We start from the raw sequence: 15791 nt of genomic DNA on the forward strand, positions 1-15791 counted from the left end.
TCTGAACGGTGTGCCACGGGGCAAGGTGATGACCGCCGAGGGTTTTCTCGAAGGGCGGCGTTTGCAGTTGGCGCGGGGTGTGCTGCTGCAATGCATCATGGGCGGCTATCCGCCGGCGCGGTTCTACGGCAGCGATGACGGCGATCTGGCGCTGGTCGCCGATCCTGCGCAGATTCACCGTTTGCCCTGGAGCGACGAGCCGCGCGCCATGGCGATTTGCGACGCCGACGAACTGAGCGGGGAGAGCTCCAGTCTCTCGACCCGTGGCCAGCTCAAAGCGGTCATCGCCCGTTACGCCGCGCACGGTCTGGCGCCGGTGGTGGCGACCGAGCTGGAATTTTTTGTCTTCGCACCCAATACCGATCCGACTCAGCCGTTCCGTCCGCCGGTGGGCCTCGACGGCCGCCGCGAGGATGGCCAGTCGGCGTTCAGCGTCAGTTCCAACAACGGTCTGCGGCCGTTCTTCAGCGAAGTGTATAAATGCATGGCCGCCCTGGGCCTGCCGCGCGACACCTTCATGCATGAAATGGGCGTCAGCCAGTTCGAGATCAATCTGCTGCACGGCGACCCGCTGCTGCTGGCCGATCAGACGTTCCTGTTCAAGCACCTGCTCAAGGAGGTCGCGCTCAAGCATGGCCTGAGCGTGGTGTGCATGGCCAAACCGCTGGCGCACACGCCGGGCAGTTCGATGCATATTCACCAGAGCATCGTTGAGATCGGCAGCGGCAAGAATGTCTTCACTGACTCGAACGGCGAGCCGACGTCGATGTTCCGCCACTTCATCGGCGGGCAACAGGCAGGCCTCGCCGATTTCACCGCACTGTTTGCGCCCAACGTGAATTCCTATCAGCGCCTGTGTCATCCGTACGCGTCGCCAAACAATGCCTGCTGGTCCCATGACAATCGCGCCGCCGGCTTGCGTATTCCTGCCAGCTCGCCGGTCGCACGTCGGGTCGAAAATCGTCTGCCGGGCGCCGACGCCAATCCGTATCTGGCCATCGCCGCCAGTCTGGCTGCGGGTTTGCATGGCATCGAGCAGGAACTGGAGCCGAGCGCGCCAATCCAGGGTGAGTTCGCCGTGCCGGATAATCTGGCCTTGCCGTGTACCTTGCACGCCGCGCTGGAGCGTCTGAAACGTAGCCAGTTGGCGAGGGAACTGTTCGGGTCGGAGTTCATCGAAGGCTACATCGCTTCGAAGACCATGGAGTTGACCAGCTTCTTTGATGAAATCACTCCCTGGGAGCGCCGTGTGCTGGCCGCCCAGGCCTGACGTATCGCTGCTGCCGGGCTGTCGTTCTGACCGCCCGGTATTTACTGCAAGGAGCCGCTCGGAACGCCGATGCGCCAAATCTGGAAATCCTTTCGAGCGCTGTATTTCGCCTCGCTGATGATGTTGATCGGCTCAGGCCTTCTTTCTACTTATCTGGCTTTGCGTCTGGCTGCCGACAATGTCGACGGGCTGTGGGTCGGTGCGCTGATGGCGGCCAACTATTTCGGTCTGGTGCTGGGCGGCAAGATCGGCCATCGCCTGATTGCCCGGGTCGGGCATATCCGTGCCTACTCGGCGTGTGCCGGGATCGTTGGCGCGGCGGTGCTCGGCCATGGACTGGTGGACTGGCTGCCGGCGTGGCTGGTGCTGCGGACGATCGTCGGTCTGGGCATGATGTGTCAGTACATGGTCATCGAGAGCTGGCTCAACGAGCAGGCCGATGCCAATCAGCGCGGGCTGGTGTTCAGCGGTTACATGATCGCCTCTTATCTGGGCCTGGTGCTGGGCCAGCTGATTCTGGTCATGCACCCCGGCCTCGGCCTGGAACTGCTGATGCTGGTGGCGCTGTGCTTTGCCCTGTGTCTGGTGCCGGTGACGCTGACCCGACGGATTCACCCGGCGCCTCTGCACCCCGCGCCGATGGAGCCGCGCTTCTTTATCAAGCGTGTGCCGCAATCGCTGAGCACGGTGCTCGGCGCCGGTCTGATCATTGGTTCGTTCTACGGTCTGGCGCCGCTGTATGCATCGCAACAGGGGCTGACGACCGAGCAGGTCGGTCTGTTCATGGGTAGCTGCATTTTTGCCGGTCTGCTGGTGCAGTGGCCGTTGGGCTGGTTGTCCGACCGTTATGACCGCGCGCTGCTGATTCGCTGCTTTGCCGGGTTTCTCGCAGTGGCGGCTTTGCCGTTGGCGATCATGCCGCAGGTGCCGCTGGAGGTGCTGTTCGTTGTCGGGTTCTTCTGTTCGCTGGTGCAGTTCTGCCTGTATCCGCTGGCGGTGGCGTTTTCCAACGACCACGTCGAAGGCGATCGCCGCGTGTCGCTGACCGCCATGTTGCTGGTGACTTACGGCGTCGGCGCGAGCATCGGGCCGCTGCTGGCGGGCGTGCTGATGAAATTTCTCGGCAGTCAGAGCCTGTATGCGTTCTTCAGTTTCTTCGCGTTGGTGCTGGTCTGGCGGATTCGTCCGAAAGCGGTCACCAACCTGCACCAGGTCGACGACGCACCGCTGCATCACGTGGCAATGCCGGACAGCATGTCCAGCTCGCCGCTGGTGGCGGCGCTTGACCCGCGTGTCGATGAGCAGGTGGTGCAGGAGCAGATGGTCCAGGACCCGGCGCCGGTCACTCCTGAGCCTGAGCCTGAGCCCGAAGCGCAGCCGGAAGCAGTCGTTGAAACCGAACTGGACAGCGGCAATGACGACAAGCCAGCGCCAGATATCAGTGGTGGCAGGCCTTGAGCCGAAGATAAACATCGGCGCATAAAAAAGGGCAGTCCCGCACAGGACTGCCCTTTTTATTGATCGCTGCGACTCAGAGATCGTCTTTGTCGAAACGCCGTGCTTCACGCTGCAACTGGTAAACAAAACGCTCGACGTTGCGCGCAGCCTGGCCACTGATGTTGTGGAAGCGCAGACCGGCGAAGGTGATGTTGAGTTTTTCTTCGAAATGCAGATAGCGCAGTTCGACCGATGTTGGCTGGTTGCCGAACAGCGGCGGGGCGATCAGGCGATCGTAGACCTGGCCCAGTTGCAGGCGATCAGTGATGTCGCCTTCGAAGCGGAACTTGCAACCGGTCGCAGAAATATCCAGCAGCTTGCCCTGCAGAGGAACCTTGAGCTTTTCGCCGCCCAGTTCAACGCTGACCAGATCGGTGAGCTTCAACGCAGCGCGGAAGGCGTTACGGCGCTGGTGATAGACCACTTCGCTCGGCAGGTCGCCGGTGTAGAAACGGTCGCCGTCGGATTCTTCGATGTTCAGCGTGCCGTTGCATTCCCAGGCGATGCGCACGCCGTCATGAAAGCCTTCGACCTTGAACGGTTCGCCAGCCTGGAGGAAGCGCTCTCCATCGCGCGGGATCATTTCGTCCAGCGCGATCGTTGCGGTTTCGCGGTCGACCTTGATCAGGTAACTCTGAAAACGCTGGCTGCGTTCGTGGAAGGTGATGATCAGCGGATCGTGGCTGTCTTGCAGCTGGCGCAGGTTGCTGGAGATTTCCAGTGGCGTGGTGAGCACCTTCGGAGGCTGCGGAGCATCATCCGCGCTTAGGGTGTTGGACACGGTTCTTCAATCTCCAGACAAAATAAGACGACTGGCCAGTATTTTGCCAGCATGTTGCGCAAGTGGATAGTGCAGGGCCAGCGAATGGCTCATGCCTGGCTGAGCGTTCGCGGCTTGACCGGTTTGGCAAAGGTCCCGCTGGCGTCGTACAGCGCTGGCGGCTCACCGCCGGTGAGGATCTTCAGCTGATTGGCCGTGGTCGCCTGCTGGATCTGGATCGACTGGCCGTTCTTGATGTTGGCAGCCTGGCACTGGGCGATCAGCGCGGTCAGGGCATCGCCCTGGGTCAGCAACTGGTCGCCAATGCTCGACTGGCTGGCCAGTTGCTCAAGACCTGTGCGATCGGTCGGCAGGTTGAGGCTGGCGAGGATTTCGCTGCGCTTGCGGCCATGCTGCTCGAGCAGAATGATCAACGCTTGCTTGGTCGCCAGAATTTCTTCCAGCAACGGCATGTCGCGACCATGCAAAGCGAGGGATTCGGTTTGCAATAACTCCAGCAATTGTTGCGCTGGAGCAAAGTCGTCGTTGATCAGTTGCAATAAGTTAGTGTCGTGCATGGCTGGCCTTGGGGTTTAAGCGTCCAAAAGCCTGGCGCCGGCAAAAGCCTAGCGCTGGGCTTCGAAGTTGAGCAGTTTGCTGGCTACACGGTTGCTGTCGACTTTATAGCTGCCATCGGCAATCGCGGCTTTCAACTCGGCCACACGGGCTTTGTCGACAGCAGGCTGATCGCGCAGCTTGTCAGTGACCTTCTGCAACTGTTGAGCCTCATTGCTGAGGTGTACCGACTCCCCGCTTTTGGCGACATTGGCCTGTTCGGCCTGGGTATTCAGCGGCGCGGAGGGGCTGTTTTCAGCGCTTTCCTTGGCGTTGCTGGTACGTGTGCTGCCGGTTAGTGACGAGGAACTGTTCAATCGGTTGAAATCGATAACCATGATAAAAAACCTCTGGGAATTTGGACGCTTGCCATGTTTTCGGCTATCCCCTGAAAAACTTTAGGCCCAATCAACCATAAGCTTGCATGCGCCGTTGCGAGACCTGCTGCGGCACAGTTTAGGGAAGCGACGGGATCGGCGCCAGTTTTCTCCACGAGGCTTTTACATGGCCACTTCGACCTGTCCCGGCGCAATCACCTGCGCCTTGATAACTCTTTGAGAATTAAGGTTTTTTACTCGAATCTGTTCTTTCATACCGCCATTGGAGAGCGCTTCCCCCGGCATGCGTACGGCAAGGGTGCCGCTGCGCGCAGTGATCACCACCTGGTCACCCTTGCGGATCACTTCGGCCTGTTCCAGATGCACCAGTGTGATGACCTGATCGGCGACCGTTGGTCGGGTAAGTTTCTGCCCGATCGCTTCGTCGACGGAAGTCAGGAAACCCTGGTTGATCGTGCTGACGTCGCGCTCGCGCAAGGTCACATCCTGCGGCTCGATAATGCCGGCGCGTTTCAGCGGACGAGTGGTCGTCACGATCTCGCGAAACAGGCGGACTTGAGCGGGTACGAACACCGTCCAGGGCGAACTGCCTTCGCAGCGAACCTTCACCGTGACGCGGCCCAGCGGGCGTGCCGGGCTCTCCAGCGTGGCTGTCAATTCCTTGTCGCACATGGGCATGCGCATGCGCGGGTCGAGCTGGTTGACTTCGATTTCGTAGCGGCCTTCGGTTTGACTGGAAGCCAGATAGTCTTCTACGGTGAATTCAAGAAAGCCCTGAGTCACGCCGATAAGCATATCAGGCAAGGTAACCGCATCTGCATGGGCAGGACTGCCAGCAAGCAAGCAGCAAACGGCGGACACCGCGCAAAGCCCTTTGCGAAGGGAGGATGTCAGGCGTCGGGAAAATGTCGTTTGAGCGTTCATACGAGTTAAAAAGCAAGCGCCGTGCCGTTTAGCAATGAATGTGCGTCGCAACAACACTTGGCGTTGGTGTAGGAGTCTGGGCATGGCTGGTGTAATGGATTCGGTGAACCAGCGCACGCAACTGGTAGGGCAGAATCGCCTCGAGCTGCTGTTGTTCCGTCTCGACGGGCCGCAGCTCTACGGGATCAACGTGTTCAAGGTACGGGAAGTGTTGCAATGCCCGTCCCTGACGTTGATGCCCAAATCCAGTCCTGTCGTGTGCGGGGTAGCGAATATACGGGGAGCGACCATTCCGATCCTGGATCTGGCAATGGCAACGGGCTCCGGTGCGTTGAAAGACAAGAACAGTCCGTTCGTGATCATCACGGAGTACAACACCAAGACCCAGGGTTTCCTGGTCCGCTCGGTGGAGCGCATCGTCAACATGAACTGGGAAGAGATCCATCCGCCACCCAAGGGTACCGGCCGCGATCACTACCTGACCGCTGTGACCCGGGTCGACAATCAGTTGGTCGAAATCATCGACGTCGAGAAGGTGCTGGCCGAAGTGGCGCCGACGCCGGAAGCGATTTCGGTGGGCGTGGTCGATGTCGAGACGCAGACCAAGGCGTTGTCGCTGCGGGTGCTGACGGTCGATGACTCGTCGGTGGCGCGCAAGCAGGTCACGCGTTGTCTGCAGACCATCGGTGTCGAAGTGGTGGCGCTGAACGACGGCAAGCAGGCGCTGGATTACCTGCGCAAGCTGGTCGACGAGGGCAAGAAGCCGGAAGAAGAGTTCCTGATGATGATTTCCGACATCGAGATGCCGGAGATGGACGGGTACACCCTGACGGCGGAAATCCGCGGCGACGCACGCATGCAAAAGCTCCATATCATCCTGCATACTTCGTTGTCGGGGGTATTCAATCAGGCGATGGTGAAGAAAGTCGGTGCTGATGACTTCTTGGCCAAATTCCGTCCTGATGACCTCGCATCCCGGGTAGTCGACCGGATCAAAGCAGCAGATATCAGCTAGGGGCCTTCTGCCCCTGGCGGTCAACACGATTTAAGAGGCGGCATCATTGTCTACGGGTAATTTGGATTTTGAACAGTTCCGGGTCTTCCTGGAAAAAGCCTGTGGCATTCTGCTCGGTGAAAACAAGCAGTATCTGGTCTCGAGCCGTCTCAACAAACTGATGGAGCAGCAAGGCATCAAGTCCCTGGGTGAGCTGGTACAGCGCATCCAGACCCAGCCGCGCAGCGGTTTGCGCGAGCAGGTGGTCGATGCCATGACGACCAACGAAACCCTGTGGTTTCGCGACACCTATCCGTTTGAAGTCTTGAAGAACAAGGTACTGCCGGAAGCGATCAAGGCCAGCCCCAACCAGCGTCTGCGGATCTGGTCGGCGGCCTGCTCGTCGGGACAGGAACCGTACTCGCTGTCGATGTCGATCGACGAGTTCGAGCGCAGCAACCTGGGTCAGTTGAAGATGGGTGTGCAGATCGTTGCCACCGATCTGTCGGGCCTGATGCTCAACAACTGCAAGACCGGCGAGTACGACAGCCTGGCGATCGGTCGCGGTCTGTCGCCGGAACGCCTGCAACGCTACTTCGACCCGAAAGGGCCGGGGCGCTGGGTGGTCAAGGCGCCGATCAAGAGCCGGGTGGAATTCCGCTCTTTCAACCTGCTCGACAGTTACGCAGCGCTGGGCAAGTTCGACATCGTGTTCTGCCGCAACGTGTTGATCTACTTCTCTGCCGAAGTGAAGAAGGACATTCTGTTGCGCATTCACAGCACGTTGAAGCCGGGCGGGTACCTGTTCCTTGGCGCTTCGGAAGCGCTGAACGGATTGCCGGATCATTACCAGATGGTTCAGTGCAGCCCGGGGATTATCTACAAGGCGAAATAAGCGGTTTGCGCTGATACAAAAAACGGGAAGCCCGCAAAGGCCTCCCGTTTTTTATGCCCGAAGAAATTCTCTTAACACCAACAATCCCTGTGGGAGCGAGCTTGCTCGCGAAGAGGCCGTCACATTCTGCATTTGCATTGGCTGACACGCCGCCTTCGCGAGCAAGCTCGCTCCCACAATTGTCCGGCTGTGATGGGACGGCAAGCGGCAGAAAAGCGGCATCCGGCGGTAACCGGTTGCCGCTTTTCTGGCATTGCCGCTTAGCCTGCCCGGCGCAAAGCCCCGGAATACGGGCCTTTGTTCATTTGGCACGGCGCTTGCTAAAGCTCAGATACGAAAAACCGGTCACCTGAAGGTTCCCGACATGAGCATCAGCTTCGACAAAGCGCTGGGCATTCACGAAAAGGCATTGGGCTTCCGCGCCCAGCGTGCCGAAGTGCTGGCCAACAACATCGCCAACGCCGACACCCCGAACTACAAGGCGCGGGATCTGGATTTCTCCAAAGTGCTCGAAGCACAGACCGAGAAGACCAAGACCGGCGGCCACTTTGCCCTGAACATGACCAACAGTCGGCACATCGAGGCTGAAGGACTGGGCAATGGCGACGAGTCGCTGATGTATCGCACGCCGATGCAGCCTTCGATCGACCAGAACACCGTCGACGCTCAACTGGAACAGTCGAACTACGCAGAAAACGCCGTCGGCTTCCAGGCCAGCTTCACCTTGCTCAACAGCAAATTCAAAGGGCTGGTGTCAGCCCTGCGCGGAGAATAATCCATGTCCCTGTCCAGCGTTTTCAACATTGCCGGCAGCGGCATGAGCGCGCAGACCACACGCCTGAACACCGTGGCCTCGAACATCGCCAACGCCGAAACCGTTTCGTCGAGCATCGACCAGACCTACCGCGCGCGCCATCCGGTATTCGCCACCATGTTCCAGGGCGGTCAGGCCGGCGGTAGCAATTCGCTGTTCCAGAACCAGGACGCAGCCGGGCAGGGCGTGCAGGTGCTCGGCGTCGTCGAAGACCAGAGCAACCTCGAAGCGCGCTACGAGCCGAACCATCCGGCCGCCGACGCCAAGGGCTACGTCTACTACCCGAACGTCAACGTGGTGGAAGAAATGGCTGACATGATTTCCGCGAGCCGCTCGTTCCAGACCAACGCGGAAATGATGAACACCGCCAAAACCATGATGCAGAAGGTACTGACCCTCGGTCAGTAATAAGGGGCGACTGCCATGAGCGTTACGGATACCACCAGCAGCCTGAGCATGAACGACATCCTGGCCAATTCGTCGAAGAAGGCCAGCAGCACTACGTCGGGCGGCATCGCTTCGGCGACCAACAGTGCCACCGGCGGCCAGGCGCTGGGCAAGGATGCTTTCCTGCAATTGCTGGTCACCCAGCTGAAAAACCAGAACCCGCTCGATCCGCAGGACAACAGCGCGTTCGTTGCGCAACTGGCGCAGTTCAGCAGCCTTGAAGGCATTACCACGCTGAACTCCACCGTCAGTGGCCTTGCCGGCAACTACAACTCGTCGCAGGCGCTGCAAGCGTCGTCGCTGGTCGGTCGCAACGTGATTGTGCAGACCAACACCGCCCAGCTCGATGACCCGAGCAAAGGTCTGACCGGTTCGGTCAGCGTGCCGTCGTCGATTGCCGGCGGCACCGTGACCATCACCGACAAGGACGGCAAAACCGTGCGCACCATCGACCTGGGCAGCCGCGCTGCCGGCGATGCCAGCTTCACTTGGGACGGCAAGGACACCGCCGGCACCGTGGTTCCGGTCGGCACTTACACGTTCAAGGCCAACGCACCGATCAACGGCACCGCGACCGATCTGGCGACCTACCTGCCAGCGACCGTCAACAGCGTGACGATCAGCCAGACCGGTGGCGAGCTGATGCTCAACCTGGCCGGCAAGGGCACCGTTGCCCTGTCCAAAGTACAAACCATTGGTATATAGAGCCGACTAACCCGGCATAAAGGAGTGGAATATGTCTTTCAATATCGGCCTTAGCGGTCTCTATGCAGCCAACAAGCAATTGGACGTGACCGGCAACAACATCGCCAACGTCGCCACCGCCGGGTTCAAATCCTCGCGGGCAGAATTCGCAGACGTGTACTCGGCCACTCGTTTGGGTACCGGTACCAAAGTGATCGGCAACGGCGTGCGCCTGGCCAATGTGTCCCAGCAGTTCACCCAGGGTGACATCAACAACACTGGCAACGTGCTGGACATGGGGATCAACGGTTCCGGCTTCTTCACCATGAGCAACAACGGCTCGATCTCGTACACCCGTGCCGGTACGTTCAAGGTCGACGACCAAGGTTTCATTACCAATACCGACTACACCTCGCGTCTGCAGGGTTACGGTGTGGATGCCAACGGCAAGATCCTCAACGGTGTGTTGACCGACTTGAAGATCGATACCTCGAACCTCGCGCCGAAATCCACTTCGGCGGTGACCTCGAGCATCAACCTGAATTCGTCGGCACCGAAAATCATCGATACTGGCGCCACTGCCGTCGTGTTCGATCCTTCCAAGCCTGAGACTTACACCAAGTCCTTCAGCACGCCGATCTATGACACTCAGGGCAACTCGCACGTCATGGATCAGTACATGGTCAAGACCGGCGACAATGTCTGGAAGGTCTACACCCTGGTTGATGGACGCAACCCGGATGCTACCGGTACCAATCCTGTCACCACGCCGCCGGTGGCTTCGACGCTGACGTTCGACAGTTCAGGCAAACTGGTTCAGGTGAGCACGCCTAACCCGGCGGACCCGACTACCCCGATCATCAGCAGTGACCTGACCCTGAAAAACTGGAAGCCAGGCACCGTGACCAATGGCGTATTTACGCCTAACGGCGCAGCGGCGAACCCGAATGGCGTGACCATTTCCATGGCCAGCACCACCCAATACAACGCCGACACCTCACGCACGATCCCGACTCAGGATGGTTACGCTACCGGCCAGATCACCAACCTGACCATCGACGGCACCGGTACCCTGTTCGCTAACTTCAGCAACAACCAGAACAAGGCCATCGGCCAGGTCGCATTGGCCAGCTTCACTAACGAGCAAGGTCTGCAAGCTGTCGGCGGCACCAGCTGGAAGGAAACCTTCGCTTCGGGTATCCCGGGTTATGACGCTCCGGAAACCGGCACGCTGGGCTCCATCCAGTCCAACTCGCTGGAAGAGTCGAACGTCAACCTGACCAATGAGCTGGTCGATCTGATCAAGGGCCAGAGCAACTATCAGGCGAACGCGAAGACCATTTCGACGCAGAGCACGATTATGCAGACCATCATTCAGATGACCTGACATTGATGTTTTGTAAAAAGCTGTAACGCAAAGCCCCTCTTTGAGGGGCTTTCTTGTTTAATGCGCAGCACCGGGCCAGTCATGCTTGACGAACCCGTCTCCTCGAGCCGGTTCATCTGCCTGCTCGCGCAAATCCGGGCCCCAATGAGCGGCTGGCCCAACTGCTGACAAGGACGCAACGATTCATGGTTCTTTCCTCTCGCTTGCGAATTGCGTTCGGAACGCTGTTCGTGACTGCTCTTCTGGTCTGGGTCTCGTGGGGTAATCAATGGGGCGCCGCGCCAAAGAAATACCTCACCGCGACCGTCGTCATCGAAGACATTGAAGAAACCGTGTTGGCCAGCGGTACGGTCAAACCTTTCCAGCAAGTGAGCGTCGGTGCGCAAGTCAATGGACAACTCCAGAGCCTGAAGGCGGGGCTGGGCGATACGGTGCACCGAGGTCAGTTGCTGGCTGAAATCGACCCGTTGCTACCTCAGAATGAACTGCTCAAAGCGCGAGCCGCATTGCTCAGTGTGCGGGCGCAGTACAAGGCCCGACAGGCGATGATTCGCCAGTACCAATTGGACTTTCGTCGCAAGCAAAGCCTGGTGGCCAGTGAAGCTGGATCGCGTGCCGATCTCGAAATAGCCGAGGCGCAACTACAAAGCTCGCGCGCGGAATTGGCTTCCTTGGCGGCACAGATTTCCCAGGCAGAGATTGAAATCAGGATCGCCGAAGTCAATTTGGGCTACACGCGTATCAGCGCACCGATGGACGGGGAGGTCATCGCCGTAGTTACCAGACAAGGCCAGACGGTCGTGTCAGCACAGAGTGTTCCGACATTGCTGATTCTTGCCCGGCTGGACCGTATGACGGTCGAGGCTCGGATATCGGAAGCCGATGTAGTTCGAGTCAAGCCTGGTCAAATGGTGTCGTTCAATATTCTGGGCAATCCAGACCGACGCTTCACAAGCCATATTCGTGCAGTTGAACCGGCGCCCGAGTCCATTGCCCGGCAGGAACAGTCGCAGGGAGCGAGCGGCTCGACTGGCGGCGGTGCAGACGCAGCGGTTTATTACAATGCGCTGTTTGACGTGCCGAATGACGACCGTTCGTTACGTCCCTCGATGACGGCACAGGTCAGTGTTCTGCTTGAATCAGCACAGAAAGCCACCACGGTCTCGGTGGCCGCGCTGGGTCGGCGCGCCGCTGACGGCCGCTACGAAGTGCGCCGAATGACAGGGGGCCAGCCGCAGACAGTGCTGGTCACAACCGGATTACGCAATGACCTTAACGTTCAGGTGCTGGAAGGGCTCAAGGAGCATGACGAGGTTGTCATCGGCGAAGAGCCGGAGCCGCAATGAACAGCTTTAACGAGCCTGTGCGCTCTGCGTCAGATCCGATGAAAGAAGCACGCTCTGTCATACCGCTGTTATGCCTGGAGGACGTGCAGCGTTGGTTCGCTGATGGCGAGGCGAGGACGCAAGTACTTCGTAATGTGAATCTGACCATTGGTGCCGGTGAAATGGTGGCCATCATCGGGCCGTCCGGTTCCGGCAAGTCCAGTCTGATGAACATTCTCGGATGTCTGGACCGCCCCTCTGCCGGTCGCTACTGCATCAATGGCGCCGACGTCTTCTCAATGAGCAGCGATGAGCTGGCGACGTTGCGACGCGAGCACTTCGGCTTCATTTTTCAACGTTTTCATTTGCTCTCGCATCTGAGTGCGGCAGCCAATGTGCAGGTTCCGGCGATTTACGCCGATCAGCCATCTACCCTGCATCGGCAACGAGCCGAAGAGCTGTTGCAGCGGCTTGGATTAGGGCAACGGATGCAGTATCTGCCAGCGCAGCTTTCCGGTGGTCAGCAGCAACGAGTCAGCATTGCCCGTGCATTGATCAACGGCGGCCCTGTGATTCTGGCCGACGAACCTACCGGTTCGCTGGACTCGCGCAGTGGTGAAGAGGTAATGGCGATCCTGCGCGAGCTGCATCGCAGCGGTCATACGATCATCATCGTGACCCATGACTTGCAAGTGGCGCAGTGCACCGATCGCATCATCGAAATTCGTGACGGCGAGATCGTCGCAGATCAGGTGAATGCTGGCCGCAAACTTGTTCAGAGGCCGTCCGGCGAGCCCGCAAGCAAATCGCAGGATCAGCAGCGCGAGCCAGTAGCGGCGGTGCAATGGCGACGTTTGCGCGAAGCCTTCAAGATAGCTTGGGCTGCCTTGTGCAGTCATCGCATGCGCACATTGTTGACCATGTTGGGGATCATCATCGGCATTGCCTCGGTGGTTTCGGTAGTGGCGCTGGGGCAGGGTGCTCAGACTCGAGTATTACGTGACATCAGTACCATGGGCACGAATACAGTCGATGTGTATCCAGGCAAGGACTGGGGTGACGAGCAGGCGAACTCGATACGAACATTGCAGCCAGTAGACTTGCAGATCATTCAGGCGCAGCGCTGGGTCGACAGCGTTTCACCGATGGTCAATACCAGTCGGACGATCCGCTACCGCAACGTGCATGTCAGCGGCACCGTCAATGGTGTTGGTCAGGATTATTTCCAGGTGATGGGCATCCGCATGGTTCGAGGGGTAGTGTTCAGTGCCAGCGATGCAGTGCGTCGCGGTCAGACATTGATCATTGATCACAACACCAGAAAACGATTGTTCAAGGACTGGGAGGAAGCGCTGGGCCAAGTGATTCTGGTGGGCGGGCTGCCTTGCACGATAGTCGGAGTCATGGAAAATCGCGATGACGGTTTTTCAGGACCGAGCCTTCAGGTTTATCTGCCCTACACGACGGTGATGAGTCGTTTGCTTGGGCAGAGCCATTTCAGTTCCATCAAGGTTCGGCTCAAGGATCAAGTTGTCAGCGCCGCGGCGGAACAAGCGCTGCAGACGCTATTGGTGGCGCGGCATGGGCGCGCCGATTTTTTCCTCAGTTCCAGCGACAGCATCCTGAAAATCATACAGAAAACCACAGATACCCTGACCCTGCTGATTTCCGCCGTGGCGTTGATTTCGCTCATGGTGGGAGGTATTGGCGTGATGAATATCATGCTGGTATCGGTTACTGAGCGAACCCGGGAAATAGGCCTGCGCATGGCCGTCGGCGCACGGCGTGCGGACATCTTGCAGCAATTTCTGATCGAGGCGGTGCTGGTGTGCCTGCTGGGGGGGCTGCTAGGCGTCCTGTTGTCCTTGCTGGTCAGTCAGGTATTTGGCTATTTCGTGCAGACGATCGTGATGGAGTTCACTGCGCTGGCGATGATTTCAGCCTGTCTGTGCTCGCTTCTGGTGGGCGTTCTGTTCGGCTATATCCCGGCGCGCAATGCCGCCAGACTTGATCCGATTCAGGCGTTGTCCCGCGAATGACGCTCATCAACTTCAACAGTGCCTGGGCATTGCTGTTGCCTCTTTGCCTGGGCGGCTGTGGCACTTTGTTGCACAGCGATTATCGTCAGCCGGAAGTCCAGACACCCGCTTTCTGGTTCGGTGACATCGCGCACGAACGCTCATTGGTTACCAAGGCGCGATGGTGGGAAATTTTTTCCGATCAGTGCCTGAGCACGTTGATCGACGACGCACTGGCGCGTAATAACGATTTGGCTGTTGCTGGCCTGAGGGTGCGCCAGGCCACACTTCAGGCAGGACTTACAGGCACTGATATCGCGCCGGATCTTGATGTGGGTGCGGGGGCGGATTGGAGTCGTGGCCTTCATCGCGGCAATTCAAGTCAGCGTCGATTTTCAACCTCTTCATCGGTGCGTTATGAGATCGACTTGTGGGGGCGACTGGCGAGCGCGCGCGATGCTGCACAATGGGCATTACTGGCGACTGACTTTGATCGACGCGCCAGTTCTCTGAGCCTGGTCGGTAACACCGCGCGCTTGTATTGGCGAATTGGTCTCTTCAATGAACTGGCCAGTTCGGCGCGGGAAAGTATCCACTACGCCGAGCAAACTTTGCATTTGGTGCAGGCCCAACATCGAGTTGGCGCGGCAACTGGGTTGGAAGAGGCGCAAGCCGAACAGGTGCTGGCCACTCAGCGTGCTGTGCTTAGCGATTATCTGCAGCAACTTGAAGTGGCGCGCAATGCGCTGGCTATCATTTTCAATCAGGCGCCCGAGCATCGCTTTTCCGAACTTGAAAAATTACCATCGTCGCCCTTGCCTGATGTACCGGCAGGCTTGCCTGCCGAATTGATTGCTCGGCGCCCCGATCTGCAAGCTGCGGAATGGAGGTTGCGGCAAGCGCTGTCAAACTATGATGCAACGCGTGCCAGCTTCTACCCAACTTTCTCGCTCACCGGCAATTTGACAACTGGCGCAAGTCAGCAGTTACGCCAAGTACTCAGTAATCCGGTTGGCTTATTGGGCGTTGGCATTAGCTTGCCGTTCGTTCAATGGAATGTTCGAAAGTACACAGTTGGCCTGTCTGAAGTGGACTATCAGGTAGCGGTTATCGAATTTCGGCAAGGACTCTATAGCGCTTTGGCGGAAGTCGAAGATGCGCTGTCGGCACAAGTTCAGCTAGCTGAGCAGGGAAGGCGACGTGAGCAGGCACTGGCGGCGGCAACCCAAGCCGAAGGATTGGCCGAGATTCGGTATCGCAGTGGGCAGACGGGTATAAAAGAGTGGCTGGATCTGCAAGAAAGTCGTCGGGCGGCGCAAATTTCTCTAGCACAAAATCGCTTCGAGCGTCTTCAGGCCCAAATGACGTTGCACCTGGCGCTAGGTGGAGGCTTTGCGCCTTGAGCGTTTGCCTAAACTTGATCAATGGAAGTTTTATCGTTAAGGAAGATGCCGTGATGGCGCGTTTGGATTAACCACTTTGCTTTTTTAGTTGGTCCATTTATGCAACTATCGTTGTATGTTTTTGTGTGCCTGGTTGCGCGGTTTTTAAGTATTTAATAATTAGATAGTTGCGTTGTTCCGATCTTTTGAGTGTTGTTATTGATTGCGCGGTGGCGTAAGGTTCGCGCTCTTTCGTCGAGTCTTTTGATGATTGATAAGTGCTGGGTTTCGGCACTTCTAATATCGTTTCTGCTTGAGTCGGCAAGATGCTTGTCTTGCGCTGTTCGTGTTGGAGACATTCACGTGAAATGGAGATCGTTATGTCGCTGCGTATGGGTTTTGGTCTGACTTTGGCCGCAAGTTTGTTGCTGGGTGCTGTAA

15 protein-coding genes are annotated in these 15791 nt (G+C 58.2%); 11 read left to right on the plus strand and 4 right to left on the minus strand.

Annotation, left to right across the window (positions count from 1 at the left end; translation table 11 throughout):
• Window positions 1–28: 28 nt before the first annotated feature.
• On the plus strand, window positions 29–1270 hold the full coding sequence (locus AAEZ10_RS09560) for a glutamine synthetase family protein (protein ID WP_350569212.1): 1242 nt from the start codon (window positions 29–31) through the stop codon (window positions 1268–1270).
• Between the two features lie 69 nt (window positions 1271–1339).
• Window positions 1340–2728 (plus strand): MFS transporter, encoded by a 1389-nt coding sequence (locus AAEZ10_RS09565; RefSeq protein ID WP_095181571.1) that lies wholly within the window; start codon window positions 1340–1342, stop codon window positions 2726–2728.
• Between the two features lie 73 nt (window positions 2729–2801).
• Here AAEZ10_RS09565 and AAEZ10_RS09570 read toward each other — a convergent pair whose 3' ends face one another.
• The 4 genes from AAEZ10_RS09570 to flgA all read right to left on the minus strand — a co-directional run bounded on the left by AAEZ10_RS09570 (window position 2802) and on the right by flgA (window position 5404).
• Complete coding sequence (locus tag AAEZ10_RS09570; protein WP_016773607.1) at window positions 2802–3548, minus strand: flagellar brake protein; 747 nt, start codon at window positions 3546–3548, stop codon at window positions 2802–2804.
• A gap of 89 nt (window positions 3549–3637) precedes the next feature.
• The gene (locus tag AAEZ10_RS09575) at window positions 3638–4105 is read right to left on the minus strand and encodes a flagella synthesis protein FlgN (RefSeq protein WP_016773608.1); all 468 of its coding nucleotides are present in this window, start codon (window positions 4103–4105) and stop codon (window positions 3638–3640) included.
• Window positions 4106–4153: 48 nt separating this feature from the next.
• Entirely contained in the window at window positions 4154–4480 is a 327-nt protein-coding gene (gene flgM / locus AAEZ10_RS09580; protein ID WP_016773609.1) for a flagellar biosynthesis anti-sigma factor FlgM, read from the minus strand.
• A 162-nt stretch (window positions 4481–4642) separates the two neighbouring features.
• Window positions 4643–5404: a flagellar basal body P-ring formation chaperone FlgA gene (gene flgA, locus AAEZ10_RS09585; protein ID WP_350568962.1), complete on the minus strand. Its 762-nt coding sequence runs from the start codon at window positions 5402–5404 to the stop codon at window positions 4643–4645.
• A gap of 82 nt (window positions 5405–5486) precedes the next feature.
• Here flgA and AAEZ10_RS09590 point away from each other — a divergent pair, with 82 nt between their 5' ends.
• The 9 genes from AAEZ10_RS09590 to AAEZ10_RS09630 all read left to right on the plus strand — a co-directional run bounded on the left by AAEZ10_RS09590 (window position 5487) and on the right by AAEZ10_RS09630 (window position 15371).
• A complete protein-coding gene (locus tag AAEZ10_RS09590) occupies window positions 5487–6419 on the plus strand; it encodes a chemotaxis protein CheV (protein ID WP_016773611.1) in 933 nt (310 codons plus the stop codon).
• 46 nt (window positions 6420–6465) lie between these two features.
• Window positions 6466–7293 carry a protein-glutamate O-methyltransferase CheR gene (gene cheR / locus AAEZ10_RS09595; protein WP_016773612.1) on the plus strand — a complete coding sequence of 276 codons (828 nt, stop codon included), beginning with the start codon at window positions 6466–6468 and terminating at the stop codon, window positions 7291–7293.
• A 364-nt stretch (window positions 7294–7657) separates the two neighbouring features.
• The gene (gene flgB, locus AAEZ10_RS09600; protein WP_016773613.1) at window positions 7658–8068 is read left to right on the plus strand and encodes a flagellar basal body rod protein FlgB; all 411 of its coding nucleotides are present in this window, start codon (window positions 7658–7660) and stop codon (window positions 8066–8068) included.
• A 3-nt stretch (window positions 8069–8071) separates the two neighbouring features.
• Window positions 8072–8515 carry a flagellar basal body rod protein FlgC gene (flgC, locus tag AAEZ10_RS09605; protein ID WP_016773614.1) on the plus strand — a complete coding sequence of 148 codons (444 nt, stop codon included), beginning with the start codon at window positions 8072–8074 and terminating at the stop codon, window positions 8513–8515.
• Window positions 8516–8530: 15 nt separating this feature from the next.
• Window positions 8531–9259, plus strand: a complete 729-nt coding sequence (gene flgD / locus AAEZ10_RS09610) for a flagellar hook assembly protein FlgD (RefSeq protein ID WP_071173271.1) — start codon at window positions 8531–8533, stop codon at window positions 9257–9259.
• A 31-nt stretch (window positions 9260–9290) separates the two neighbouring features.
• Complete coding sequence (gene flgE / locus AAEZ10_RS09615) at window positions 9291–10625, plus strand: flagellar hook protein FlgE (RefSeq protein ID WP_071173270.1); 1335 nt, start codon at window positions 9291–9293, stop codon at window positions 10623–10625.
• Between the two features lie 185 nt (window positions 10626–10810).
• Window positions 10811–11971, plus strand: coding sequence for an efflux RND transporter periplasmic adaptor subunit (locus tag AAEZ10_RS09620; protein WP_073472170.1), 1161 nt, complete (start codon window positions 10811–10813; stop codon window positions 11969–11971).
• A gap of 38 nt (window positions 11972–12009) precedes the next feature.
• On the plus strand, window positions 12010–13989 hold the full coding sequence (locus AAEZ10_RS09625) for a MacB family efflux pump subunit (protein WP_073472544.1): 1980 nt from the start codon (window positions 12010–12012) through the stop codon (window positions 13987–13989).
• Window positions 13986–15371: an efflux transporter outer membrane subunit gene (locus AAEZ10_RS09630; RefSeq protein ID WP_073472172.1), complete on the plus strand. Its 1386-nt coding sequence runs from the start codon at window positions 13986–13988 to the stop codon at window positions 15369–15371. Before AAEZ10_RS09625 ends, AAEZ10_RS09630 begins: the two co-directional genes overlap by 4 nt.
• Window positions 15372–15791: the final 420 nt, after the last annotated feature.

This window comes from Pseudomonas sp. H26/SER47-MNA-CIBAN-0231, from assembly GCF_040310465.1.
In the GTDB taxonomy this organism is placed as follows: domain Bacteria; phylum Pseudomonadota; class Gammaproteobacteria; order Pseudomonadales; family Pseudomonadaceae; genus Aquipseudomonas; species Aquipseudomonas atacamensis.

Coding starts and splice junctions, on each gene's coding strand:
- flgC (WP_016773614.1), top strand. CDS start 8,072: ATGTCCCTGTCCAGCGTTTTCAACATTGCCGGCAGCGGCATGAGCGCG.
- AAEZ10_RS09560 (WP_350569212.1), top strand. CDS start 29: ATGACCGCCGAGGGTTTTCTCGAAGGGCGGCGTTTGCAGTTGGCGCGG.
- AAEZ10_RS09575 (WP_016773608.1), bottom strand. CDS start 4,105: ATGCACGACACTAACTTATTGCAACTGATCAACGACGACTTTGCTCCA.
- AAEZ10_RS09590 (WP_016773611.1), top strand. CDS start 5,487: ATGGCTGGTGTAATGGATTCGGTGAACCAGCGCACGCAACTGGTAGGG.
- AAEZ10_RS09630 (WP_073472172.1), top strand. CDS start 13,986: ATGACGCTCATCAACTTCAACAGTGCCTGGGCATTGCTGTTGCCTCTT.
- AAEZ10_RS09565 (WP_095181571.1), top strand. CDS start 1,340: ATGCGCCAAATCTGGAAATCCTTTCGAGCGCTGTATTTCGCCTCGCTG.
- AAEZ10_RS09620 (WP_073472170.1), top strand. CDS start 10,811: ATGGTTCTTTCCTCTCGCTTGCGAATTGCGTTCGGAACGCTGTTCGTG.
- flgA (WP_350568962.1), bottom strand. CDS start 5,404: ATGAACGCTCAAACGACATTTTCCCGACGCCTGACATCCTCCCTTCGC.
- flgM (WP_016773609.1), bottom strand. CDS start 4,480: ATGGTTATCGATTTCAACCGATTGAACAGTTCCTCGTCACTAACCGGC.
- flgB (WP_016773613.1), top strand. CDS start 7,658: ATGAGCATCAGCTTCGACAAAGCGCTGGGCATTCACGAAAAGGCATTG.
- flgE (WP_071173270.1), top strand. CDS start 9,291: ATGTCTTTCAATATCGGCCTTAGCGGTCTCTATGCAGCCAACAAGCAA.
- AAEZ10_RS09625 (WP_073472544.1), top strand. CDS start 12,010: ATGAAAGAAGCACGCTCTGTCATACCGCTGTTATGCCTGGAGGACGTG.
- flgD (WP_071173271.1), top strand. CDS start 8,531: ATGAGCGTTACGGATACCACCAGCAGCCTGAGCATGAACGACATCCTG.